Below are 21740 nucleotides of genomic sequence, written 5' to 3' on the forward strand. Positions count from 1 at the left end.
CACGACCAGTTCGTCGTCATCGAACGTCGTCAGCATGAGCACCCGGGTCGCCGGTGCGATCCTGACGATCTCCGCCGTGGCGGCGACCCCGTCCAGGCGGGGCAGTGCCGCGGGCGGCGGGCATCCTCGGTCTGGGACAGCGGGCGGTGATCCCGCTGCCCACCGACTCGCTGGGTCGCATCGACGTCGCCCGCCTGCCGTCCTCGTTCGACCGGCGGCCGATGGCGCTGGTCGCGGGCGCGTGCGCGACGGGCACCGGGCTCCACGACGACCTGCGGGCCATCGGGCGGTGGTGCCGCGAACACGGCATCTGGTTCCACGTGGACGCGGCGCACGGGGCGTCGGCGCTGCTCAGCGAACGGCACGCGCACCTGCTCGACGGGATCTCGCTCGCCGACTTGGTGATCTGGGACGCGCACGAGATGCTGCGCACCTCGGGGCTGTCGGCGGCGGTCCTGGTACGGCGCGAGGGCGATCTCGACGCGGCCTTCCAGCAGCAGGCCAGCTACCTGTTCTACGGCGACCAGGGCTTCGACCTGATCAGCAGGACCGTGGAGTGCACCAAGGCCGCGCTCGGCCTGAAGGTGTTCCTCAATCTGGCGTGGCGGGGGGAGCGAGGGCTCGGCGAGTACGTGGCAGGGCGGTACGACACCGCGCACAGGTTCTGGGAGCTGGCGAGGGAGCGGCCCGGGTTCGTCCTGCCGTACGAGCCGGAGAGCAACATCGTCTGCTTCAGGTACGGCGACGGCGACCAGACGGTGATCCGCGAGCGGTTGATGGCCGACGGCGCCTTCCACCTGACCTCGACCGAGCTGGACGGCGTGCGCCACCTGCGCGTCACGTCATGGCGCCCGCGACGGACGAGCAGCACCTGGAGGCGCTGCTCGACACCATCGCGGGCGCCCAAGGCCCTATCTGACCCCCTTGACGGGAAGGACGGCGACCGCCCCGACGAGCGAGATGACGATGGCCGCGAGCCAGAGCGAGGAGTAGCCGCCCAGGTTCCCGATGATGGCCGCCGCGATGAAGGGCGCGATCATCTGCGGCCCCGCGTTGGCGATGTTGAGGATGCCCATGTCGCGGGCGGCGTCCTCCTTGCTGGGCAGGACCAGCGTGACGATGGCGATGTCGACCGCGCCGTACGCGCCGAACGCGGCGCCCTGCACGACGGCGAACAGGAGCATCGCCGTCCAGGTCGGCCACAGCAGCGGCAGCAGCATCGACAGCGCCGCCACGACGCCCGAGAACGTCACGAACAGCTTGCGGCGGTCGAGCCGGTCCGACAGCGGCCCGCAGATCACGGTCGCGACGATGCCGCTCAGCGTGGAGACGATCGTGATGGTGGCCACCGCCTGCGGCGCCTGGTCCTTCGGGATGCCGATGTAGTCCTGGACGATGAACAGGGTGAACATCAGCGGCATGAAGTAGCCGAGCACCATCATCGCGCGGCCGAGGAAGACCCACATGAAGTCGCGGTGCTTCAGCGCGGACAGGAAGCCGGTGATCGACGCCTTGGGCCTGTCGACGATCTCGTACTCGCCGGGGCGCGGGTCGTGGGTGAGCGTCACGACGAGGAGCGCGCCGAGGACGACGGCCGAGCCGTACACGAGGTAGCCGAGCGAGATGTCGCCGACGAAGAACACCGCGATCTGGGTGCCGAGGATGGTGCCGAACGACAGGGCGACGCCGAGGACGGCGGAGGCGGTGCCGCGACGCTCCTCCGGCACCCTGTCGGGGACGATCGCGGTGATGGCGGCCTGGTAGATGTTCATCATGGCCTGGGCCAGCGACCAGCTGAGAAGGATCATCGGGATGGTCGAGACCTGGCTCATCAGCAGCATGGTGGCCAGGGCCGCGAGCGCGCCGCCGATGATCCAGGGGTTGCGCCTGCCCCAGCGGGAGCGGGTGGTCCTGTCGGAGAGCGTGCCGCCGATCGGATTGAAGACCGTGGCGAAGATCGCGCTCACCCCGGCGACGAGGCCGACGTTGGCGACCTTGTTCGCGGGGTCGATCTCGGCGATCTGGGACTGCACGAGCAGGCCGCCGACGCCCATGTAGAGGGCGTACATGACGGCGTTGCCCGCGCCGAGGACGGTGAGCAGCTTCGGCAGGCCGTCCCGGCGGACGCCAGTGGTGGGGACCATGGCGACTCCTGACTTGAGGGGGGTGCTTATACGTATAAGCACTGGATAGCATCGAGTGACGTCGTCTGACAAGAGGAATGTTCTGAACGTGATGAGCGGCAACAGGCCAGCCACCAGCATGGACGTGGCCAGAGCGGCGGGCGTTTCCCAGGCCACGGTCTCCTACGTGCTCAACGACCGGCCGGGCAGCCGGATCAGCGAGGAGACCAGGGCTCGCGTGCGCGACGCGGCCGAGCGGCTCGGATACGTCCCCCACGCGGGCGCCCGAACCCTGCGCACGGGCAGCAGCGGCCTGGTGCTCGTCGCGCTGCCGGACATCCCCCAGGGGCCGCTGGCCACCGGCCTCATCGAACAGCTCGACAGGGAGCTCGGCGGGCGCGGCTACACGATGGTCCAGTACGGCGCGCGCGACGTGAAGGGCGTGGCCGCGGCCAAGGCGTGGGCCGAGCTGCGGCCCGCCGCCGTGCTGGCCGACGTGGCCAGGCTCACCGGCGCGGGCATCGGGGTGCTGCGCGCCGCGGGGGTCAAGGCGATCATCGGGATGGGATCGAAGGGGGTCGGCGGCGTCCCCTCCGTGCTCACCGACCACGAAGGGGTGGGCGCGCTGGCCGTACGGCACCTGGTGGAGAGGGGCCGCCCGGAGATCGTGGCGATCGTCCCCCGCGAGGAGGGGATCAGGCCCATGGGCCTCGAACGGCTGCGCGGCGCGCGATCGGCCGGGGTGCCCGTCAGGGCCGTCGACCTGGCCTTCGACGAGGACGAGGCGGCCGCGTTCGTGGCGAGCCTGTCGGGCGGCGAGGGCGTGTTCGCCTACAACGACGACTACGCGATGCTGCTGCTGGCCGCGCTCCACGACGCGGGGCTCGGCGTTCCCGGCGACGTGGCGGTGGTGGGCTGCGACGACCTGCCGCTTTCGCGCCTGACCAGGCCCAGGCTGACCACCGTCAGGCCCGACCTGTCGGTGGCTCCTGCCAGTATTGCCACGTTGATCGATCGGCTCGTCCGCGGCGAGACGTGTGGCGACGTCGGCGTCTGGACACTCCAGCTCATCGGAAGGGACTCCACTTGACATCCTCCCCACGGCTGAGAGCCGGGGGATTCCACCCTCACGGGTCGGATCTTCCTGCTTCACCGGCGACAGCCCCCGCACTCCCGAAGGTGTGCGACTGGTCTTATGTGGCCTCACAGGCTTCACATCCCGCCAGCCCGGCGGTAGGCCCGGACAGGCCGGCTTGGTTATCGCTTGCCTGTCCGAACACATGAACCTTACCAAGAGAAGGGGCACCCACATGCGCAAACTGTGCGGTCACGGCACCGTCCGGGCCTTGGCGGCCCTCCCGTGCTTCCCGTTCCTCCCCAGGGCTGAGGCCCGGGGTCTCTCAGGGAGGTCCTGATGACCGAACTCGACGCCAGGCTGCGCGCCGTCCTCGATCTGGCACAGGCCGACGCGCGGGAGACGGGCGGCAGGCACGAGTACGACGGCACGATCCAGGACCTGTCTCCCGACGGCGTGCGGGCGGGGCTGGCGCGGGTCGGTGAGGGGCCCGCGCCCGCCGACGCCTACGACGCCGCCCATCTGGAGGTGTTCGAGGAGGCGGCGAGGGTCACCTTCGGCGAGCTGGAGCTCCACCGGCGCAACCCGCTGTTCCACCTGTCCAACCTCGACCTGGCCTGTTACGGCCGCGACTACGCGCCCGAGGCGGAGCGCGCGGCGGCCAGGGCCGCGCACCTGGCGCTGTGGCCCGAGGCCGTCGACCACGCGATCGCCTCGCTCGACCAGGTCCCCGCGCCCATCGCCACCTCGCTCCTCGGCGCGGTCAAGGGCCTGGCGGCGGGCGTCACCGACGCCGAGGCGCTGAAGGCGCACGCCAGGCTGGTCGCGCACGTCGAGCGCGCCGCCGCGGAAGGCGATCCCGACGCCGCTCTCGGCGGCAGGGCGCTGGCCAGGCTGATGGGCGGGTCCGAGGGGCTGCCCGTCGACCTCGGCGGGCTCGCCGAGCGCGCCGACGCCGAGCGCGACCGGCTGATGGAGCGGCTCGCCGACGCCTGCGCCAGGCTGGGCGAGCAGGGCAGGCCGCCGCTGGAGGTCGCCCGTGAGCTGGTCAAGCAGCACCCCGACGCCGGCGGCGTGATCGAGGCGGCCAGAATCGGCACGGAGAAGGCCATCGCGTTCACCCGCGAGAAGGATCTGGTGCCCTACCACGACGGCGAGTGCCTGGTCGGGCTCGCGCCCGAGTCGCGCCGCTGGGCGATGGCGATGATGGCGTGGAACGCGCCCGGCGAGCCCGAGGGCCCGTCGTGGTACTACATCACGCCGCCCGACGCCTCGTGGCCGGTGGAGGAGCAGGAGGAATGGCTGGAGGTCTTCAGCGACACCACGCTCCCCGCGATCAACGTGCACGAGGTCGCGCCTGGGCACTTCTCCCACGGCCGCGCCCTGCGACACGTGGGCACCGACGTCAGGCGTCACCTGCTGTCGATGTCGTTCGCCGAGGGTTGGGCCCACTACGGCGAGGAGCTGTGCGTCGAGGAGGGCTTCGAGGCTCACGACCCGCGCTTCGAGATCGGCGTCTGGCTGGAGGCGCTGATCCGCGTCACCCGTCTGGCCTGCGCGATCGGCGTCCACACCGGGCAGATGACGGTCGACGACGGTGCGCGCCGCTTCGAGTCCGACACCCAGCTGGCCGGTCCCGCCGCGCTGGCCGAGGCCCGCAGGGCCGCCTTCGACCCCACCTACGGCCGCTACACCTGGGGCAAGCTGCTCATCCAGGACCTCAGGCAGCGGGCCCGCGCCGAATGGGGCGCGGAGTTCACGCTTCAGCGCTTCCACAAGGCCATGCTCGACCTGGGTTCGCCGCCGCTCGGCCTGCTCGACAGGGTGCTCTGAGGTCCTCCGAGGGCGCGGGTAACGTTTACCGCGCCCCTTGGTGTGCTTTCCTCGCGACGGAGATCACGCTAACGTCTCTTTCAAGCGAGCGCTAGGGAGGGACGGTGCGGGAGCTCTCCGGCAAGGCCGCGGTGGTGACGGGCGCGTCGAGCGGGATCGGAAGGGCGCTGGCGGTGCGGTTCGCCGCGGAGGGCATGTCGTTGATGCTCGCCGACGTCGATCCGCGCGGCCTGTCCGAGACGGCCACGATGGCCTCGGCGGTCTCGGGGGTCAAGGTGCTCACCCAGATCACCGACGTCTCCGACGCGCCGGCCGTACAACATCTGGCCAACAGGGCCTTCGGCGAGCTCGGCGGGGTGCACGTGCTGTGCAACAACGCGGGCGTCTTCCAGGGCGGGCGCATGTGGACCCGCACGGAGGAGGACTTCGCCTGGCTCCTGGGGGTCAACGTCTGGGGCGTGCTCCACGGCATCCGCGAGTTCGTGCCACGCATGATCGAGCAGGACACCGAGGGTCACATCGTCAACAGCGTGTCCGTCGCCGGCCTGTTCGCCGGGCCCAACCTCGGCGGGCACGCGGTCAGCAAGTACGCCGCCCTGGCCGCCTCGCAGTCCCTCGCCCACGACCTGCGCGAGGTCGGCTCCAAGCTGCGCGTCACCGCGCTGTGCCCCGGCGGGGTCCGCACCGGCATCAGCCGCTCCGAGCGCGTCAGGCCTGCCGACCTGGCCGTGGCCCGCACCCGCGACGACCTCTTCTCGCAGGAGTGGCTCGACACGCTGGTGGAGAAGGGCATCGACCCCGCCGAGGTCGCCGACGCGACCGTCGAGGCCATCAGGAACGAGCGCTTCCTCGTCCTGACCCACGCGAGCTACGAGCAGAGCCTGGTCCAGCAGACGTCCGCCCTGCTCGACGGAGGGGTTCCCGACCCGCTCGACTACGAGTGACCCCGCGGCAACCGTCCTGCCGGGTGCTCGCCGGCCTACGGATACACTGAGAGCACCGCATTCACCTGGTTGGGGGTTCTCTCGGTGTCTGAATTCGACACAGTGCTCGTGGTCGACTTCGGTGCGCAGTACGCACAGCTCATCGCCAGGCGGGTGCGCGAATGCCACGTCTTCTCCGAGATCGTCCCCTCGACGATGCCCGTCGAGGAGATGCTGGCCAAGAAGCCGAAGGCGATCATCCTGTCCGGCGGCCCCTCCTCGGTCTACGCCGAGGGCGCGCCCGCCGCTCCCGAAGGCCTGTTCGAGACCGGGGTGCCGACCTTCGGCATCTGTTACGGCTTCCAGGTCATGGCCCAGACGCTGGGCGGCGAGGTGGCCCGCACGGGCGTCGCCGAGTACGGCGGCACCGAACTGCGCGTCGGCCGCGAGGGCGTGCTCTTCTCGGGCCTGCCCGCCAAGCAGACCGTCTGGATGTCCCACGGCGACAGCGTCGCCGCCGCGCCCGTCGGCTTCACCGTCACCGCCACCACCGACGAGACGCCGGTGGCCGCCTTCGAGCACCCCGACAAGGGCCTGTACGGCGTGCAGTTCCACCCCGAGGTGCTCCACTCCGACCACGGCCAGGCCGTGCTGAAGCACTTCCTCGACGCCGCCGGCTGCCGGCCCTCCTGGACGATGCTCAACATCGTCGAGGACGCGGTCGCCGCCGTCCAGCAGCAGATCGGCCCCGAGGGTCGCGCCATCTGCGCGCTGTCGGGCGGCGTCGACTCCGCGGTGGCGGCGGCCATCGTCCAGCGCGCCATCGGCGAGCGCCTCACCTGCGTGTTCGTCGACCACGGCCTGCTGCGCAAGGGCGAGGCCGAGCAGGTCGAGCGCGACTTCGTGGCCGTGACCGGCGTCAAGCTCCGCGTGGTCGACGCCGCCGAGCGCTTCCTGAAGGCGCTCGACGGGGTCACCGACCCCGAGGAGAAGCGCAAGATCATCGGCCGGGAGTTCATCCGCGTCTTCGAGGACGAGCAGCGCGCCATCATGTCGGAGGGCCCCGTCGACTTCCTGGTCCAGGGCACCCTCTACCCCGACGTGGTGGAGTCGGGCGGCGGCACGGGCACCGCCAACATCAAGTCGCACCACAACGTCGGCGGCCTGCCGGAGGACCTGCAGTTCTCGCTCGTCGAGCCGCTGCGCACGCTGTTCAAGGACGAGGTGCGCAGGGCGGGCGAGGAGCTCGGCCTGCCCGCCGCGATGGTGTGGCGCCAGCCGTTCCCCGGGCCTGGCCTCGGCATCCGCATCATCGGCTCGGTCACCCAGGACCGCCTCGACATCCTGCGCGAGGCCGACGCCATCGCCAGGGAGGAGCTGTCCAGGGCGGGGCTCGACCGCGAGATCTGGCAGTGCCCGGTGGTGCTCCTGGCCGACGTGCGTTCCGTCGGCGTCCAGGGCGACGGCCGCACCTACGGCCACCCCGTGGTCCTGCGCCCGGTGACCTCCGAGGACGCCATGACCGCCGACTGGGCGCGGGTTCCCTACGACGTCCTGTCGCGCATCTCCACCCGGATCACCAACGAGGTGCGTGACATCAACAGGGTGGTGGTCGACGTGACCAGCAAGCCCCCCGGCACCATCGAGTGGGAGTAGCCACTGCTTAGCGGGGAGTCACGGAATGATCGCATTCCGTGACTCCCCCTTTGCGTTTCGGCTACATCGACGAATGCCCTCGTGCGGGCGGTCGCGTCGCTCGAGCGACTGCGATCGTCAAGCCGGTTGATGCGCCACGCTCTCGTTCGCGGTGGTCGTCCTGTGGCGGGGGAGCATGGTCAGTGCGGCGGCGAGGGCGATGGTGAGGACGGCGACGGCCGCCCATACGGCCGCGTGGTAGCCGGCCACCAGGTCGGCGGCCTGGGTCGAGCCGCCCGTGGTGGTCGCCGCCAGGGAGATGAGCAGGGCCATGCCGATCGAGATGCCGGTCTGCTGGCTGACGTTCATCAGGCCTGAGGCCAGGCCCGCCTCGCCCGGTGCGGCCTCGGCGGTGGCGGCGACGGTAGCGGGCACGACCATGAGGCCGAAGCCGAAGCCGGTGAGCAGCTCGGGGGCCAGCATGCTGGCCAGGAAGCTGCCGTCGACGTCGATCCGCAGGTAGAGGAGCACGCCGGCGAGCATGAACGCGATGCCCACGGCGGCCGTGGTGCGCACGCCGTACCGGCTGAGCGCCCTGCCGCCGACGGTGGAGGCGGTGACGGCGATGGTGACGGCGATGGCGACCATGGACAGGCCCGACTGGGTGGGGCTGTAGCCGAGGACGAGCTGCGTGTAGAGGGTCAGGATGAAGAAGATCGGCTGCATGGCGACCGGTACCAGGAACATCAGCACGTTGCCCGCGCGGAGCCGGCGCTTGCGGAAGATCCCCAGCGGCATGAGCGGGTTCTTCGAGCGCCACTCGATGACCAGGAAGGCCGCGAGCAGGACGACGGCCGGCGCGCCGGCCCGCAGCGCGCCCGAGCCCTCGGCGGCGTAGGTGAGCAGGGCCAGGCCGCCGGTGGAGGTGATGGCGCCCGCCAGGTCGAACCCGCCGCGCGGCTCGGTGGACCTGGCCGTGGGCAGCAGGCGGAAGGCCAGGGCGGCGACGACGACGCCGACGGGGACGTTCACGAAGAAGACCGAGCGCCAGCCGAACCAGTCGGTGAGCAACCCTCCGAGTACCACGCCCGCCGCGCCGCCGACGCCGCCGACCGCGCCCCACACGCCCATCGCCTTGTTGAGCTGCGGATCGCCCTTGAAGATGGTCATCACCAGCGACAGCGCGGCCGGCGCGACCAGCGCCCCCGCCAGCCCCTGGACGGCCCGCGCCGCGATCACGAGAGCGCCCGTCGAGGCCAGGCCTCCCGCGAGGGAGGCGGCGGCGAACAGCAGCATCCCCGCGACGAACACGCGGCGACGGCCCATGAAGTCGGCCAACCGGCCGCCGAGCAGGAGCAGCCCGCCGAACACCAGCGTGTACGCGGTGGTCATCCACGACAGCTCCTGGGGTTTCAGGTGCAGTTCCGTGCCCATGATCGGGCTGGCGATGCCGATGATCGTCAGGTCGAGGATCAGGACGAACTGGGTGGTGGCCAGCAGCGCGAGCGCTGCCCACTTGTTCTGCACGGTCACTGTTTACTCCCTTAGTGCATGCTTTGTAACAGTGGCCATGATGTGTGACCATCGAGTTCCGACGGAAGAAGGCACTTTCATGTCCCAGGGGAACACCGCTGTACCAACCCAGCTCAGGACGCTGGACGACGCCAGGGCTCTGCTCGAGATGGGGGAATGCCCGATCCCTCCCAGGGAGATCCTCGACAGGATCGCCGGCAAGTGGGCCATCCAGATCATCGTCGCGTCGGCGGAGGGGCCGATCAGGTTCACCGAACTGGAGCGGCTCATCCAGGGCATCTCCCGGCGCATGCTGACGCTGACCCTGCGCAACCTGGAGCGCGACGGGATGCTGACCCGCACCGTCTACCCGACGGTGCCGCCCAAGGTGGAGTACCAGGCGACGCCGATGGCGCTGGAGCTGTACGAGGCGATGCTCACGCTCACCGACTGGTCACGGCGGCACAGCGCGTGCGTGGCCAAGTCGCGGGAGCTCTACGACGCTAGGCAGCAATGAGCTCGCGGCCGGCGGCCCGCCGTTCGATCAGCCGCCTGCCGTAGCGCTGGGCGGGCAGCTCGACGTAGCGGTAGGTGAGCCAGCTCGTGCCGAGGATCAGCGCGAGCAGCGCCAGGCCGAGACCCAGCTGCGCGGGCCAGGGCAGCCGCCCAGGGTCGCCGACCACGAGCAGCGCGAGTTTGATCAGCGGGACGTGCACGAGGTAGACCGAGTAGCTGATCAGGCCGAGCCAGGCCAGCACGCGTGGGAGCGCGCGCCCGCGCAGCGCGAAGAACAGCGCGAATGTCGCGGCGGCCAGGCCCATCGTGGCCAGGTTGGTCAGGCCGTTGAACGTCACGGGTTTGAGGAAGGGCACCAGCAGGATCAGCGCCGCGACGCCCGCCACCGGCCACAGGCCCGAGGCCTGCCCGCGCTCCCAGCGATAAATCGCGGTGCCGGTGAACATCACCGAGAGGATCATCGCGCCCTGCCACGACTCCCTGCTGCCGATCCAGATCAGCGCCACCGCGAGGACGGCCAGCACGAACGCGCCCGCCGTACGGGCGGAGCGGGAGCCGAACAGCACGCAGGCCAGGCCGCCGGCGGCGACGGCCAGCACCGCGACGGGCGCCCAAGGGCCGTCGAGCAGGTGTCCCTCGCGCGGCAGCGTGAAGGCCACCAGCGTCGCCAGCAGCGCGAAGGCCAGCGCGAACCAGCCGCTGCGCCGGTGCACCCCGGCCACGAACAGGCCCGTGACCAGCAGGTAGAAGACCATCTCGTAGGAGAGCGTCCACATCGGCTCGACCAGGCCGGCCGAGCCCGTGACCTCCATCAGCATCGTCAAGTGCGCGACCACGTTGGCGTCGCCGCGTAGCGGCAGCAGCGGCGACAGCGCCAGCGTGACCGCGATGAGCAGCAGGTAGAGCGGGTAGAGGCGGAAGACCCTGCTGATCCAGAACGCCTTCACATCGCCTCTGCGCTCCAGCGAAGCGGGAATGATGTAGCCGCTGACCAGGAAGAAGACCAGGACCCCGTAGATCCCGAGGTTCATCCAGCGCGGCCGGAGCCCGTCGAGGAAGTGGTAGTTGAGATGCTCGACGAGGACGGCCGTCGCGCCCAGCCCCCGCAGGGCGTCGAGCCACGCCAGCCGTCTTGTCATCTGACGAAGCTTACCCGCGCCCCGCACGCCAGAAGCGGACGAGCAGCGGGAGCATGAGAAAGCCGATGAAGATCGGCGAGGCCATGTAGCGGAAGTCCTGCGCGGAGATGTTGGCGAGCACGGCGAGCTGCTGGCCGAGCATGGCGGCCGCGATCCCGAGCACCCACCTGTTGCCGCGCAGCCATGCCGCCAACGCGAGCGCCACGTAGGCGGCGTAGCACCAGATCGGCCCCCGCCACACCAGCCAGTCGAGGTCGGGCGCCATGGAGGCCGACAGCCAGTTGTCGGCGACGTCGTGCAGCGGCCACGACGGCGGGCTCAGGTTGAAGCTCTCCAGCTCGGGGTGCCGCTCGATCATGTCGGGGCCCACGTACTCCCACGCGAACCACCGGCGCGAGAAGTGGTAGGTCTCGCCGCCCTCCGACCAGCGGTCGGCTCCCGGGCGCCAAGCGATCGCCCCCCTGCACAGCCTGATCTTGATCACCTCGTCGGGTGCCTCCACCAGGATGCGCTGCCACAGCGCCATCACCTGCGGGCTGAGCTCGTCGGAGCGCCTCCAGTCGAAGTCGCCGCGCCAGATCAGCGGGTTGATGGTGTTGCAGTTGCCGCCCCTCCACCAGCGCTCCAGCGGCGCGATCTCGGCCATGAGCGCCACATCCCGCGTGGTGAACAGTTCCGTCCGCTCCTTCCACGCGACCGCGAGGTCCCCGTAGGCGGTGTGGTAGACGAAGGTGCGCGACGGCGGCACGATGCCCACGTGCGGCAGGACGAGGTTGGTGAGCAGGACGGGCACGCCCGCCGCGACCAGGCCAACGGCCGCCAGCCGCAGCCGCGCCCCCTTCCCGATGAGCATCAGCACGGCGACCACGATGCCCACGACCAGGAACCCGTTGGCCCTGAACAGTCCCGCGCCCAGCATCACCGCGCCGAGCGCGATCAGTGTCCCCTTGGTGGGGCCCTTGTCCCTGGCCATCCGCGCGCAGACGGCTGTGATGCCGATGACGCAGGCGGTGAACGGCACGTCCTTCCAGAACGTCACCGAGAAGGCCCCGAACGGCGGCGCGAGGGGCAGCAGGACGGCGGCCACGGTCGTGGGGATCTTGGGCGCGCCGAGGCCCTTGAGCTCCTGGGCGAGCAACGAGATCGCCAACGCCATGCCCGTGGTCTGGAGAAAGGTCACGGGACTGATGGCGCCCGTGACCTTCACGCTCAGCCACAGCAGTGCGTCGTACAGGACGGAGTGGTCGCTCACCCAGGGGCCGACGATGGTGTGGCTCAGATAGAGCACGGAGTCGCGGCTGAACAGACCGGGGTAGAAGGCGGCCCACCACAGCAGGAGCACCGCCTGGACGCAGAGGAAGATCCTCACCGTGGAGCGTTCGACCATCATCGAGGTTATTGTCCGGGGAGTAAGTGGATCAGAGCAAAACGGGCCTACGGGTACGTCTCGCCCGGTGCGAGCTTGCGGCCCCGGAGCAGGGCCGACACCGTCACCAGGTGATAGCCGCGTTTCCGCAGGTCCTTGATCAGCGTCGGCATCACCTGGACGGTCTGCGGGACCACGTCGTGCATGAGGATGACGCCGTCGCGCTTGGCCAGCCTGAGCACGGCCGCCCTGATCTTCTTCTGGTCGCGCAGCTTCCAGTCGAGCGTGGTGCCGGTCCACAGCACCTGCGCCATCCCCTGGTCGCCCGCCAGCCCTGCCACCCTGGCGTCGGTGTTCCCGTACGGCGGGCGGAACAGCGCCGGTGTCCTGCCGGTGACCTTCTCGACGACCTCCTGGGTCGCCTTCAGCTCCTGAGTGATCTCCTCGTCGAACAGCGTGGGCAGGCTCGGGTGCGACCAGGTGTGGTTGCCGATCTCGTGCCCCTCCGCCGCCATGCGCTTCACCAGCGCGGGCCGCTCCTCGACGTGCTTGCCCATGAGGAAGAAGGTGGCCTTGACCTTGGACTTCTTCAGCGTGGACAGGAGCGTTCCAGTCGAGGGTCCAGGCCCGTCGTCGAAGGTCAGCGCGAGGCACTTGACCTTCGCGCAGTCGACCTCGGCCGCCTGCGCCGGGAGCGCCGGCAGCAGCATGGCGGTCAGTAAGGCCATGGCGAGACCACGCACGTACATCAGGCACCTCCATCGACGGGGGATCAACGGGCCCCGTCTATCGTGCCCCATTTCCGCCCGTGCTCTCGTCGCCGTGGTCGGTTCCCGTCTCTGCGACGGCGCGGGCAACAGGGAGTAAAGTCCGGTCCGGCGGACCGGGTGAAGCACCATGATCCCGGTCATGCGACACCCGTCGTTCGCGTGCGCGATCATAGCCTTCTGCCTGGGTATGTGGGGTCTCACCGGGCCTTCGATGTGGGTCGACGAGGTCGTCACCGCCGATCTCGCCACGCGGTCGATGAGCCAGATCATGACGATGCTCTCCCACGTGGACGCCGTCCACGGGCTTTACTACCTGATCGCGAAGGGCATGGCCGCGCTGGCGGGCCAGGCGGGGGAGGCCGTCCTGCGCCTGCCCTCCGTGGCCGCGATCACCGCCGCGAGCGCGGGACTGGCGGCGATCGGTTGCAGGCTCGGCGGGCGCGGGGTGGGCCTGGCCGCCGGCCTGCTGTTCGCCGCGCTGCCGGTGGTGAGCCAGTACGCCCACGAGGCGCGCTCCTACGCGCTGGTCGCCCTGCTGGCCGTCGTCGCCTCCTGGCTGCTGGTCCGCGGGATCCAGGACGGCGGCAGGCGGTGGTTCGCCGGCTACGCGGTGGTGCTCGCGCTCGCGGGGCTGACCAACCTGATCGCGCTGTCGATCGTCGCGGCGCACGCGGCCACGGTCTTGTGGACGCGGCCCGCGCGGCGGACCGTCCTGCACTGGCTGGCGGCCGCGACGGCCGGCGTGCTGGCCACGCTTCCGCTGGTGCTGATCGCCTTTCCGCAGAAGGGCGCCGTGGCGTGGATTCCGGCCCCCGCGCCCCGCGGCCTGTGGGTCGCGCTGTGCGGCCTGGCGGGCTCGGCGGCAGGGGCCGTCGTGCTGGTCGCCCTCATCACCGCGGGCGCGTGGCACGGCAGGAGCAGGACACCGGGAGTGGCGGCCGTCGCCCTGCCGTGGATGGTCGCGCCGTCCGTCGCGCTGCTGGTCCTGCTGCCCTTCCAGTCGCTCTTCCTGCCGCGCTACCTGTTCTTCTGCGTGCCGGGGTGGGCGCTGGCCGCCGCGGCGGGCATCGCCGCGCTCCGTCCCGCCCGGCGCATGGCCGCGCTCGCGGGCCTGGCCGTCCTGCTGATACCCGCGAACGTGGCCGCCCGCGCCCACGACGCCAAGCCGATGGACGTGCGGGCCGCGGCGGACGTGCTCAACAGCCACACGCGCGCCGGCGACCTGATCGTCTACGTGCCGCGCTGGCCCAGGCTCATGTGGGCGGCCTATCCTGGCCCCGCCTCACGCCTGAGCGACGTGACGATGCGGAAGTCGCCCCGCGAGGTGGGCACCCTGGTCGGCCTCGACGCGGGCAACAAGAAGGTCGCCGAGCGTCTCAACGCGGGCGGACGGGTGTGGCTGGTGCGCATAGGCGATTTCAGCGGCGAGGTGGAGCGTCTCCAACGGATCAGACGCGAGCAGATCAGGGCGGTGGGCGGCTACGCGGTGGCGGGACGCTGGAAGTTCACCGGCGCGCGCGTCACTCTCTTCGAGCGGCCGATCCAGGGGCCTGTGCGCTGACCGTCACCATGCGGGTGAACTCCGAGGGCAGGTCCACCCCGTCCCACACCCGGTGGAAGGTCAGCGCGGAGCCGAAGGGGACCATGCGGTCGACCCCGCGTCCGGCCAGCGCCCTGGCCAGCGCCTCCAGCTCGTCCTTCGCGAAGCCGAAATGCGTCATCGTCTGGTCCTTGCGCTCGACGAGCGGCACCAGCTCGCTCAGGTCGGCGAGCCTGGTGTGGGCGAACGTGCCGGTGCCCAGCCAGCGCCGCGGCATCGCCGAGGGCGCCGAGAGCCGCACGTCGGTCAGCGCGTTGCCGTGAAAGGTGATCGACTCTCCCGCGCCGTCGGCCGCCATCCCGTAGGCGGCGACCCGCTTCTCTACGGCCATCGCCGCGTCGACGCTCCAGCCGCGAGAGGAGATCGCCGCGGCCAGCCGCAGGGTGAAGTCGGCGTGGGCCTTGCCGGTGTCGGCGGCCGAGCCGACCCAGAACACGGTCCTGGGAGACGAGCACGCGGCCTGGTCGAACCAGTAGGAGTCGTTGGCGAATCCGTCGGCGGCCGCGGCGAGCACCGGATCCGTGCCGCCCAGCCACGCCGCCGACCTGATGACGGCGAACGACGAGCGGTCGGGGAAGGTGAGGTCGCGGGCGTGCGGGGCCAGCGGGTGGCGGCGGATGGCGGTGACGGCGGCGTCGCCGCCCCAGATGACCCGCAGGTCGCAGGCGGCCGAGAAGGCGGCGGTGGCCTCCTCGGAACGGTCGTAGGAGACGATCCGCTGGGTCTGGGCCACGGCGGGGTCGGCGTCGCGCAGCGCTTTGGCGAGGGTCTCGACGATCGTGCGGGCGACGGCCCCCGAGCGCGGCGACAGCCGTACGACGTTGCGGTTGCCCATGAGCGCCGACAGCGCCCACGAGTAGACGAAGACGGTGTCGACGTTGGCAGGGGGGACGTGGAAGACCAGCCCGCGCGGCACCCTCAGGTGCTCCCCTTCGAGCAGGTCGAGGGCCCTGGCCAGCTCGACGCGGCGCAGGAAGAAGCCGAGCGAGCCGAGCTCGGGATGGCGGCGGGCGATCGCGGGGCTGAGCAGCCTGGCGCCGAACGCGGTGAGGAAGGCGCGCATCCGGGCGTCGCCGACCGCCAGCGGGCCACCGGCGGGGGTGGCGGTCAGCTCGGCGACCAGCGTCTCGACGTCGGACTTGCCGGGGACGGGGAACAGAACGTCGATCATCAGGCGGCCGCTCCGAACGTGTCGCCGCAACCGCGCGCCTCTGCCCTGGGCAGCCTGCCCAGGACGGAGAACCTCTTGCCCGGCCACACCCCGTCGTCCACGCCGTGGACGACGCCCAGGTCCTCGGTCAGCAGCACGTGTCCCGGATAGGAGGTGGGCAGCGTGCTGACCACCTCGATCAGCCCTGGCGCGCCCACCGGCGCCTCCTGCCACGTGTCGGGATCGCGGATCACCACGTCGGCGAAGTCGGGGCAGTAGAGCCCGCTGCCGTCGGCGCCCTCCAGGTAGACGGTGCCGATCTGCTCCACCATCCCGTAGAAGTTGTGCACGGCTGTCAGCCCCGTGCGCTCCGCGAAGTGGCGGCGGAAGGCGGCGTTGTCCACGGCCTGCTCGGCCAGCTTCTTCCAGCCGCCGGAGTGGATCAGGATCCCGTTGGACAGGTCGGCCTCCAGCTCGCGCAGGTAGAGCCAGACCATGAACGTGAAGCCGAACACCAGGAACGGCTCGCGCCCGTGCTCGGCGAGGAAGCCCGCCACGGCCTCCTGGTCGGGCCGCCCCTCCTCGTCGAGGGCGAAGGTGTGGTCCCTGCCGAAGTTCATCATCCCGAGCACGCCCGCGCCCCTGGCGCTCAGCGTGGGGTCGCGCACGACCGCCCTGGTGTCGGCGACCAGCATGGGCAGCCGCCGCTCGCCCAGCACGCCGCGCATGGTGGCCGCGAGCATGCGCGTCTGCGTGGCCGCCGCCTCCCTGTCCAGGTAGACGCGGCTCGGCCGCTGCCCTGTCGTCCCGCTGGAGGTCAGCACCCTGAACACCTGCTCCTCGGGGACGCTGCGCAGCTCGTGCGTCTTGAACAGGCGGACAGGCAGCCACGGCAGGTCGGCCACCGACCCGTACGGCGGCGCCGACCCTGTCGCCGACAGGATCCGCGCGTACGGCTCGCAGTCGCGCCTGTGGCGCTCGGTCATGGCGGCGAGCTGGGGCAGCAGCGCCGCCTCCTTCGCCTCCTGCGGCAGGGTGAAGACGCTCACGTGCGGGCCTCCAACGCTCGGTAGTCGATCTTTCCTGTGGTGAGGAGGGGAAGCCTGTCCACGCCGCGCACGTCGAAGCCGCTCCAGTGCAGGCGCAGCTCGTCGGCCAGCCGCCTGGCCACCGTCTCGCGCGCTGCCGGATCCATGCTCTCCGTCCACACCGTCACCCTGTCGTCGCCGCTGGTGGCCGCGACGGGGCCGCAGTCGCGCAGGAGCCGCTCCACGTCGTCGAGGTTGACGCGCACGCCGAAGATCTTGGCGATGCGTCTCACCCTGCCGGTGATGTACAGGAACCCCTCCGCGTCGAGGTGCCCGAGGTCGCCGGTCCTGAGCACGCCCCCCAGGTCGTCGCCCCTGGCCAGGTCGGCCGCGGTCTCGGCGTAGCCCATCATCACGTTGGGGCCCCGGTAGACGACCTCGCCTTCCTCGATGGCGAGGGCGCCGCCGGGAAGGGCGAGACCCGCCGAGCCGAGCTTGCGGGACAGGCGGTCGGGAGGCAGCACGGCGATGCGGGCGGTGGCCTCGGTCTGGCCGTACATCACGAAGAACCTGTCGACCTTGGCGGCGAACTCGGCGACCAGCTCGGGGCGCAGCCTGCCGCCCGCCTGGGTCAGCGTGGTCAGCGCGGGGTAGGCGGCGGGGTCGAAGCGCAGCCTGCGCAGCATCTCGTACTGGTAAGGCACGCCCGCCAGCGAGGTGCAGCCGTGCTCGGCCAGTTGCCGCCAGAAGGGGCGTTCGAGCAGGCCGGCGCCGGTCAGCACGACGGTGGCGCCGACGGCCAGATGGCTGTTGAGCACCGACAGGCCGTAGCTGTAGTGGAGCGGCAGGCTGGTGGGGGCGACGTCGGCGGGGCCGAGGCGCAGGGCCTGGGCGATGGCGCGGGCGTTGGCGGTGACGGCCGCGTGCGAGAGCCGTACGAGCTTGGGATTGCCGGTGGAGCCCGACGTGGTCAGCAGCACGGCCAGGTCGGGGTGCGGGTCGGGAGCGCCGCGCGGCCGCGGTTTCGGCGCGCCGCAGGCTCCCGCGAACCCAGACAGGGCAGCCGGATGGAAGCGGTCGGCCAGGTCGGCGAGCACGGCGGCGGGAAGGGCAGGGTCGAGCAGGGCGACGGGCCTGCGCGCGCGCAGCGCGGCCAGGTAGCCGAGCACGGACGGCAGGTCGTTGCGCATGCCGAGGAGCAGCGGGCCCGGCGGCGCCCCGGCCAGCGCCCGTCCTGCCTCGGCGACCCGCGCGGCCAGCTCGTCGCCGCCGAGCACGTCCTGCGTGCCCGCGACGACCAGCCTCGCCTGCGGGTGAGGGAACGGGTCCATCGCTGCTGCCTTCCTGTCGGGCGCGGTCTTGGCAAGAGGAACGCGGTCATCGAGTGGGGCACGGTCTCCGAGTGGCGCGGTCCTTCCATGAGGCGTGGTCAGAGCACCAGGCCGCCGTCGACGCAGAGGACCTGGCCGGTGACGAAGGCCGCGTCGGGCGAGAGCAGGAAGGCGGCGCTCGCGGCGACGTCCTCGGGCCTGCCGAGCCTGCCGAGCGGTGTGGCGGCGACGGTGGCGGTACGGCCCTGCTCGTCGAGCGTGTCCAGCATGCCGGTCTCGACGAATCCGGGCGCCACGGCGTTGACCCTGATCCCCGAGGGGCCGAGCTCCTTGGCCGCGGCGAGCGTGAGGCCGAGCACGGCGGCCTTGGTGGCGGAGTAGACGGCCTGTCCCGCGCCGCCCCTGGCGCCCATGACGGAGGAGACCAGGACGACGGCGGGAGCGGTGCCCCTGCGCAGCAGCTTCACGGCGGCCTGCAGGGTGTGGGCCGCGCCCACGGCGTTGACCTCGAACAGGCGGCTCACCGACGAGCCGCGCATCATGCCGAGCAGGGCCGCCTCGTGGGCGCCCGCGTTGATCACCAACGCGTCGAGCCGCCTGTGGCGGCGATGGACCTCCCGCATCAGGGCGGCGACCGCGTCGGCGTCGGCCACGTCGCCGTGGACCGCGCAGGTCGGCCCGCCCGTCTCCTCGGCGAGCTCGGCCGCCGCCTTCTCCGCGGCCTCCGCCGTGCGTCCGTGGACGACGACCTCGTGTCCCGTGGCGGCGAGCCTGGCCGCGATCGCCCGGCCGATGCCCCTGGTGGACCCGGTGACGAGGGCGACCCTCGGCTCAGGCCGCGACACCCTGCTTCTCCAGCAGCCGCACGGCCTTGTCGAACGAGCTCATGTCGATCATGTCGTCGGTGTCGATCATGATGTCGAACTCGTTCTCCATCGCGGCGATAAGGGCCATATGGCCCAGTGAGTCCCACTGCGGGATCGAGCGATACTCCAGCCCGTCGACGTCGGTCCCCTCCGGCAGGTTGAGCGAGCTGCGGAAGACGACGCGCAGGCGATCGAGATGTCTCATGCTTCCTCACTATCTGCGACAGAATCGAAACGCAGTGTAGCGCCGCCGTGACGGCTTGGGGGCGGCGCGTGAAGGCAACTTCCGCCACGAGTAATGGATGGGTATAGCGCCGCGCGGCTCGCGGGGACGACTGGAAAGGTCTGCTGAGCGCAGGCTAACGAGGAGGTTCGGTGTGGACGAATCCAATCACTGGTACGGGCACTCACAGATCTTCGGCGGCTACTGCGGGACGGCCCAGGGAGGGGTGCTGCCACGTATCCAGGGATTCGTACAGCATGGCTGGAACTACCTCCACGGATTTCCTCCCAACGACAAGTGGTGCAGCCCCGGCTATCCCCGGTTCATCTGGTCGGACGTGCTGCGCCGCAGGGGCTGGTCGATGGGCCGCAGAGATCACTACCTCATCGGCGCGCCGTGGATCTACCTGCTGGCCATGGAGCCCGAGCTGGGAAGGATTCCGGAGGACCGGCGTGAGGGCACGATCTGGTACCCCTTCCACGGCTGGGAGAAGAGCTCGGTCCACGGCGACCACGCCAGGCTCGCGGCGGAGATCCGGGAGGTCGAGACCGGGCCCGTGACCGTCTGCCTCTACTGGCTCGAGTACGGCGACGCCGCCATCAGGAAGGCCTACAAGTCGGCCGGATTCCGCGTCATCAGCCACGGCGACAGGGGCTCGCGCTGGGACGGCAAGGGGCGCGACTTCCTGCGCGGGCAGCTGAAGGAGCTGCGCCGCCACCGCAGGGTCGCCTCCAACCGGCTGGGCAGCGCGCTGTTCTACGGCGCCTCCGTCGGCTGCGACATCGCGGTGTACGGAGACCCGATGCAGTTCGAGGACGAACGCCCCGAGTACGGCGGCACCGAGCGCAGGATGCGGCTGTGGCCCGACCTGCACGGCGTGCGAGTCGACCGACAGCTCGCCCACGAGGTGGCGAGGCGCGAGCTCGGTTTCGAGTACCAGGCGGGCCCGGAGGAACTGCGGCGCCTGTTCGGATGGAGAAAGGCGCGATGCGCGTGAACACGACGCCGGACAATGTCCAGCTGATCGGTGGCGAGATGCTGTTGTGGTCGGACCTGACACAGGCGAGAGACTGGGGCGCCATCGCCACGGAGCTGGCGGCCCTCTTCGTCACCGAGCGTGGCAGGGTGCTGGTCGTGGGGCCGCACCCCGAGGGCCTGTTCGACATGGTGGCCGCGCGCGCGGGTTCGCTGTCGGCGCTGCTCCGCTCCTACCCCGACGCCTGCGCGCTGGCCACCAGGCACCCTTCGGCCAGGGTCTTCTGCGGCAGGCTGGACGTGCTTGCGCAGGCCGAGCCGTACGACCTGGTCCTGGCCTTCGACGGGTTCGCCGCCCTGCACTCGGCCGAGTCGCCCGTGCAGAGCTGGCGCGAGTCGCTCGCCGCGCTCTCGGCGCTGATCGCCGATGGCGGGCGGCTGATCCTGGGCGTGGAGAACGATCTGGGCGTCGACCGGTTCGTGTCGGCCAGGCCGGCGGGCCGTGAGGGCGACGACTCCCAGTGGACGCCGCATGGCTACGACGTGACCTATCCCAACAGCCCTGAGACGGTAGAGCGGGAGCTCCAGGCGCTGAACCTGAGTACCGAGACGTGTTACGCGTCCTTCCCCACACGTGAGGCGCCGCGCGCGCTGCTGGCCACCCACGTGCTGGCCCAGCGCCCGCCGGACGCGCTCACCGTTCCGCTCAGCGCCAGGGGCTACGACGCCAGGATGATCGTGGCCGACCCGCTCCACCTGACCCGCACCGCTTTCAGGCACGAGCTGGCCGATCGGCTGGCCCCGCTGTGGGTGAGCGTCGCGAGGAAGGAGCCATCTGCCCCCAGCCACACCATCCTGCCCACGGGCCTGCTCCAGAGTGGCCCGATCGTCCACGAGGTGATCTACGGCGGCACCGGCTGGAGCCGCAGCGCGCTGTCCGCGCCGCCGGTGACCGGCCGGGTCCGCATGGTGGCGGCGGACGCCTCCGCGACCATCCCGCACGGCAGGGTGCTGGAGGAGATCCTGCTCGAGGGGTGCGCCCGCGACGACCTGCGGGCGCTCAGGGACACCTTCACCGAGCTCGGCGCGTGGGTGAAGGCGCAGACGCCCTCGATCGCCGTCTTCGGGACGACCGACAACCTCGTGTGGGACGGCGTGCGGCTGCGGCTGGCCGAGTCCGGCTGGACGCTGGACGACGCTCCCATCGTCGAGGTCGTGCTCTGCAGGATCCTGTGGCGCTTCGCCGTACGGCTGCTCGCCGCCGGTCACCACCACCCGTGGCCGTGGCCGATCGAGGCCGACCAGCTCGCGCTGACCCTGGCCGGCATGTGCGGGATCCCGTGCGACAAGGAGCACCTGGAGTCGGCGATGCGCCTGGAGGAGGAGATCGACACCGTCATCGAGCCGGGCCGGACGCCACCCGCCTACCGCGAGCTGCTCGAGGCCCGCGACCACCTCCACCAGTGCCTGTCCAGCTCCCAGGCGAGGGTGACCAGGCTGGAGACCAAGCTGACCTTCCGCGAGCGCGACCTGCAGAAGACCAAGGCGAAGCTGAGGAAGGTCCGGCGCAAGGCCCTGGCCTGCCGCAGAACGCTGGGCTACCGGCTCTCGCTCAGGTTCGCCCGCCCCAGGCGGCTCGCCCGCAGGGTCCTCCGCAAGTTCTCCAGTTGAAGGG

General features: G+C 71.0%; 18 protein-coding genes and 1 pseudogene. 9 read left to right on the top strand and 10 right to left on the bottom strand.

Annotated elements, in window-relative coordinates; translation table 11 throughout:
* Nucleotides 1-221: 221 nt before the first annotated feature.
* Nucleotides 222-680: pseudogene (locus tag AB0B45_RS28105) on the top strand (pyridoxal-dependent decarboxylase); the annotation flags it as partial.
* Nucleotides 681-911: 231 nt separating this feature from the next.
* On the opposite strand, the gene AB0B45_RS28110 reads toward AB0B45_RS28105, so the two are convergent.
* Nucleotides 912-2144, bottom strand: coding sequence for an MFS transporter (locus AB0B45_RS28110; protein ID WP_358136285.1), 1233 nt, complete (start codon nt 2142-2144; stop codon nt 912-914).
* A 91-nt stretch (nt 2145-2235) separates the two neighbouring features.
* Between AB0B45_RS28110 and AB0B45_RS28115 the strand changes: the two genes are divergently transcribed.
* The 4 genes from AB0B45_RS28115 (at nt 2236) to guaA (ending at nt 7610) form a co-directional block, all read left to right on the top strand.
* Nucleotides 2236-3213 (top strand): LacI family DNA-binding transcriptional regulator, encoded by a 978-nt coding sequence (locus AB0B45_RS28115; RefSeq protein ID WP_358136287.1) that lies wholly within the window; start codon nt 2236-2238, stop codon nt 3211-3213.
* Nucleotides 3214-3537: 324 nt separating this feature from the next.
* Nucleotides 3538-5031 (top strand): DUF885 family protein, encoded by a 1494-nt coding sequence (locus AB0B45_RS28120; RefSeq protein ID WP_358136290.1) that lies wholly within the window; start codon nt 3538-3540, stop codon nt 5029-5031.
* A 104-nt stretch (nt 5032-5135) separates the two neighbouring features.
* Nucleotides 5136-5975: an SDR family NAD(P)-dependent oxidoreductase gene (locus AB0B45_RS28125; RefSeq protein WP_358136293.1), complete on the top strand. Its 840-nt coding sequence runs from the start codon at nt 5136-5138 to the stop codon at nt 5973-5975.
* A gap of 69 nt (nt 5976-6044) precedes the next feature.
* Entirely contained in the window at nt 6045-7610 is a 1566-nt protein-coding gene (gene guaA, locus AB0B45_RS28130; protein WP_358136295.1) for a glutamine-hydrolyzing GMP synthase, read from the top strand.
* 117 nt (nt 7611-7727) lie between these two features.
* On the opposite strand, the gene AB0B45_RS28135 is transcribed toward guaA, so the two are convergent.
* Nucleotides 7728-9122, bottom strand: a complete 1395-nt coding sequence (locus tag AB0B45_RS28135; protein ID WP_358136298.1) for an MFS transporter — start codon at nt 9120-9122, stop codon at nt 7728-7730.
* Between the two features lie 79 nt (nt 9123-9201).
* Here AB0B45_RS28135 and AB0B45_RS28140 point away from each other — a divergent pair, with 79 nt between their 5' ends.
* Nucleotides 9202-9618: a helix-turn-helix domain-containing protein gene (locus AB0B45_RS28140; RefSeq protein ID WP_358136301.1), complete on the top strand. Its 417-nt coding sequence runs from the start codon at nt 9202-9204 to the stop codon at nt 9616-9618.
* Here the strand turns inward: AB0B45_RS28140 and AB0B45_RS28145 are convergent.
* Genes AB0B45_RS28145 through AB0B45_RS28155 form a run of 3 tightly spaced genes read right to left on the bottom strand, consistent with a single transcriptional unit; the run spans nt 9605 to nt 12871 of the window.
* Nucleotides 9605-10756: an acyltransferase gene (locus tag AB0B45_RS28145; RefSeq protein ID WP_358136304.1), complete on the bottom strand. Its 1152-nt coding sequence runs from the start codon at nt 10754-10756 to the stop codon at nt 9605-9607. The genes AB0B45_RS28140 and AB0B45_RS28145 overlap by 14 nt on opposite strands.
* Before the next feature lie 10 nt (nt 10757-10766).
* The gene (locus AB0B45_RS28150) at nt 10767-12146 is read right to left on the bottom strand and encodes a hypothetical protein (protein ID WP_358136307.1); all 1380 of its coding nucleotides are present in this window, start codon (nt 12144-12146) and stop codon (nt 10767-10769) included.
* 44 nt (nt 12147-12190) lie between these two features.
* Nucleotides 12191-12871 carry a polysaccharide deacetylase family protein gene (locus AB0B45_RS28155; protein ID WP_358136309.1) on the bottom strand — a complete coding sequence of 227 codons (681 nt, stop codon included), beginning with the start codon at nt 12869-12871 and terminating at the stop codon, nt 12191-12193.
* Between the two features lie 160 nt (nt 12872-13031).
* On the opposite strand from AB0B45_RS28155, the gene AB0B45_RS28160 reads away from it, so the two are divergent.
* Nucleotides 13032-14453, top strand: coding sequence for a glycosyltransferase family 39 protein (locus AB0B45_RS28160; RefSeq protein WP_358136311.1), 1422 nt, complete (start codon nt 13032-13034; stop codon nt 14451-14453).
* On the opposite strand, the gene AB0B45_RS28165 is transcribed toward AB0B45_RS28160, so the two are convergent.
* The 5 genes from AB0B45_RS28165 to AB0B45_RS28185 all read right to left on the bottom strand — a co-directional run bounded on the left by AB0B45_RS28165 (nt 14413) and on the right by AB0B45_RS28185 (nt 19072).
* On the bottom strand, nt 14413-15663 hold the full coding sequence (locus AB0B45_RS28165) for an acyl-CoA reductase (RefSeq protein ID WP_358136314.1): 1251 nt from the start codon (nt 15661-15663) through the stop codon (nt 14413-14415). The two genes, AB0B45_RS28160 and AB0B45_RS28165, sit on opposite strands and share 41 nt — an antisense overlap.
* A complete protein-coding gene (locus tag AB0B45_RS28170) occupies nt 15663-16691 on the bottom strand; it encodes an acyl-protein synthetase (protein WP_358136316.1) in 1029 nt (342 codons plus the stop codon). Before AB0B45_RS28170 ends, AB0B45_RS28165 begins: the two co-directional genes overlap by 1 nt.
* Nucleotides 16688-18001 carry an AMP-binding protein gene (locus AB0B45_RS28175; RefSeq protein ID WP_358136319.1) on the bottom strand — a complete coding sequence of 438 codons (1314 nt, stop codon included), beginning with the start codon at nt 17999-18001 and terminating at the stop codon, nt 16688-16690. Before AB0B45_RS28175 ends, AB0B45_RS28170 begins: the two co-directional genes overlap by 4 nt.
* Nucleotides 18002-18099: 98 nt before the next feature.
* Nucleotides 18100-18846 (bottom strand): glucose 1-dehydrogenase, encoded by a 747-nt coding sequence (locus AB0B45_RS28180; protein WP_358136322.1) that lies wholly within the window; start codon nt 18844-18846, stop codon nt 18100-18102.
* Nucleotides 18833-19072: an acyl carrier protein gene (locus tag AB0B45_RS28185; RefSeq protein WP_358136325.1), complete on the bottom strand. Its 240-nt coding sequence runs from the start codon at nt 19070-19072 to the stop codon at nt 18833-18835. Before AB0B45_RS28185 ends, AB0B45_RS28180 begins: the two co-directional genes overlap by 14 nt.
* A 172-nt stretch (nt 19073-19244) precedes the next feature.
* Between AB0B45_RS28185 and AB0B45_RS28190 the strand changes: the two genes are divergently transcribed.
* Nucleotides 19245-20087: a hypothetical protein gene (locus tag AB0B45_RS28190; protein ID WP_358136327.1), complete on the top strand. Its 843-nt coding sequence runs from the start codon at nt 19245-19247 to the stop codon at nt 20085-20087.
* Entirely contained in the window at nt 20078-21736 is a 1659-nt protein-coding gene (locus tag AB0B45_RS28195) for a hypothetical protein (protein WP_358136330.1), read from the top strand. The genes AB0B45_RS28190 and AB0B45_RS28195 overlap by 10 nt, the downstream gene beginning before the upstream one ends.
* Nucleotides 21737-21740: the final 4 nt, after the last annotated feature.

Origin of the sequence: Nonomuraea sp. NPDC049152 (genome assembly GCF_040648355.1) — a bacterium.
Taxonomy (GTDB): domain Bacteria; phylum Actinomycetota; class Actinomycetes; order Streptosporangiales; family Streptosporangiaceae; genus Nonomuraea.

Bases quoted from the DNA above. Each gene is read 5' to 3' on its own strand.
- AB0B45_RS28150 (WP_358136307.1), bottom strand. From the start codon at position 12,146: ATGATGGTCGAACGCTCCACGGTGAGGATCTTCCTCTGCGTCCAGGCG.
- AB0B45_RS28195 (WP_358136330.1), top strand. From the start codon at position 20,078: ATGCGCGTGAACACGACGCCGGACAATGTCCAGCTGATCGGTGGCGAG.
- AB0B45_RS28165 (WP_358136314.1), bottom strand. From the start codon at position 15,663: ATGATCGACGTTCTGTTCCCCGTCCCCGGCAAGTCCGACGTCGAGACG.
- AB0B45_RS28120 (WP_358136290.1), top strand. From the start codon at position 3,538: ATGACCGAACTCGACGCCAGGCTGCGCGCCGTCCTCGATCTGGCACAG.
- AB0B45_RS28140 (WP_358136301.1), top strand. From the start codon at position 9,202: ATGTCCCAGGGGAACACCGCTGTACCAACCCAGCTCAGGACGCTGGAC.
- AB0B45_RS28160 (WP_358136311.1), top strand. From the start codon at position 13,032: ATGCGACACCCGTCGTTCGCGTGCGCGATCATAGCCTTCTGCCTGGGT.
- AB0B45_RS28175 (WP_358136319.1), bottom strand. From the start codon at position 18,001: ATGGACCCGTTCCCTCACCCGCAGGCGAGGCTGGTCGTCGCGGGCACG.
- AB0B45_RS28145 (WP_358136304.1), bottom strand. From the start codon at position 10,756: ATGACAAGACGGCTGGCGTGGCTCGACGCCCTGCGGGGGCTGGGCGCG.
- AB0B45_RS28110 (WP_358136285.1), bottom strand. From the start codon at position 2,144: ATGGTCCCCACCACTGGCGTCCGCCGGGACGGCCTGCCGAAGCTGCTC.
- AB0B45_RS28185 (WP_358136325.1), bottom strand. From the start codon at position 19,072: ATGAGACATCTCGATCGCCTGCGCGTCGTCTTCCGCAGCTCGCTCAAC.
- AB0B45_RS28155 (WP_358136309.1), bottom strand. From the start codon at position 12,871: ATGTACGTGCGTGGTCTCGCCATGGCCTTACTGACCGCCATGCTGCTG.
- AB0B45_RS28115 (WP_358136287.1), top strand. From the start codon at position 2,236: ATGAGCGGCAACAGGCCAGCCACCAGCATGGACGTGGCCAGAGCGGCG.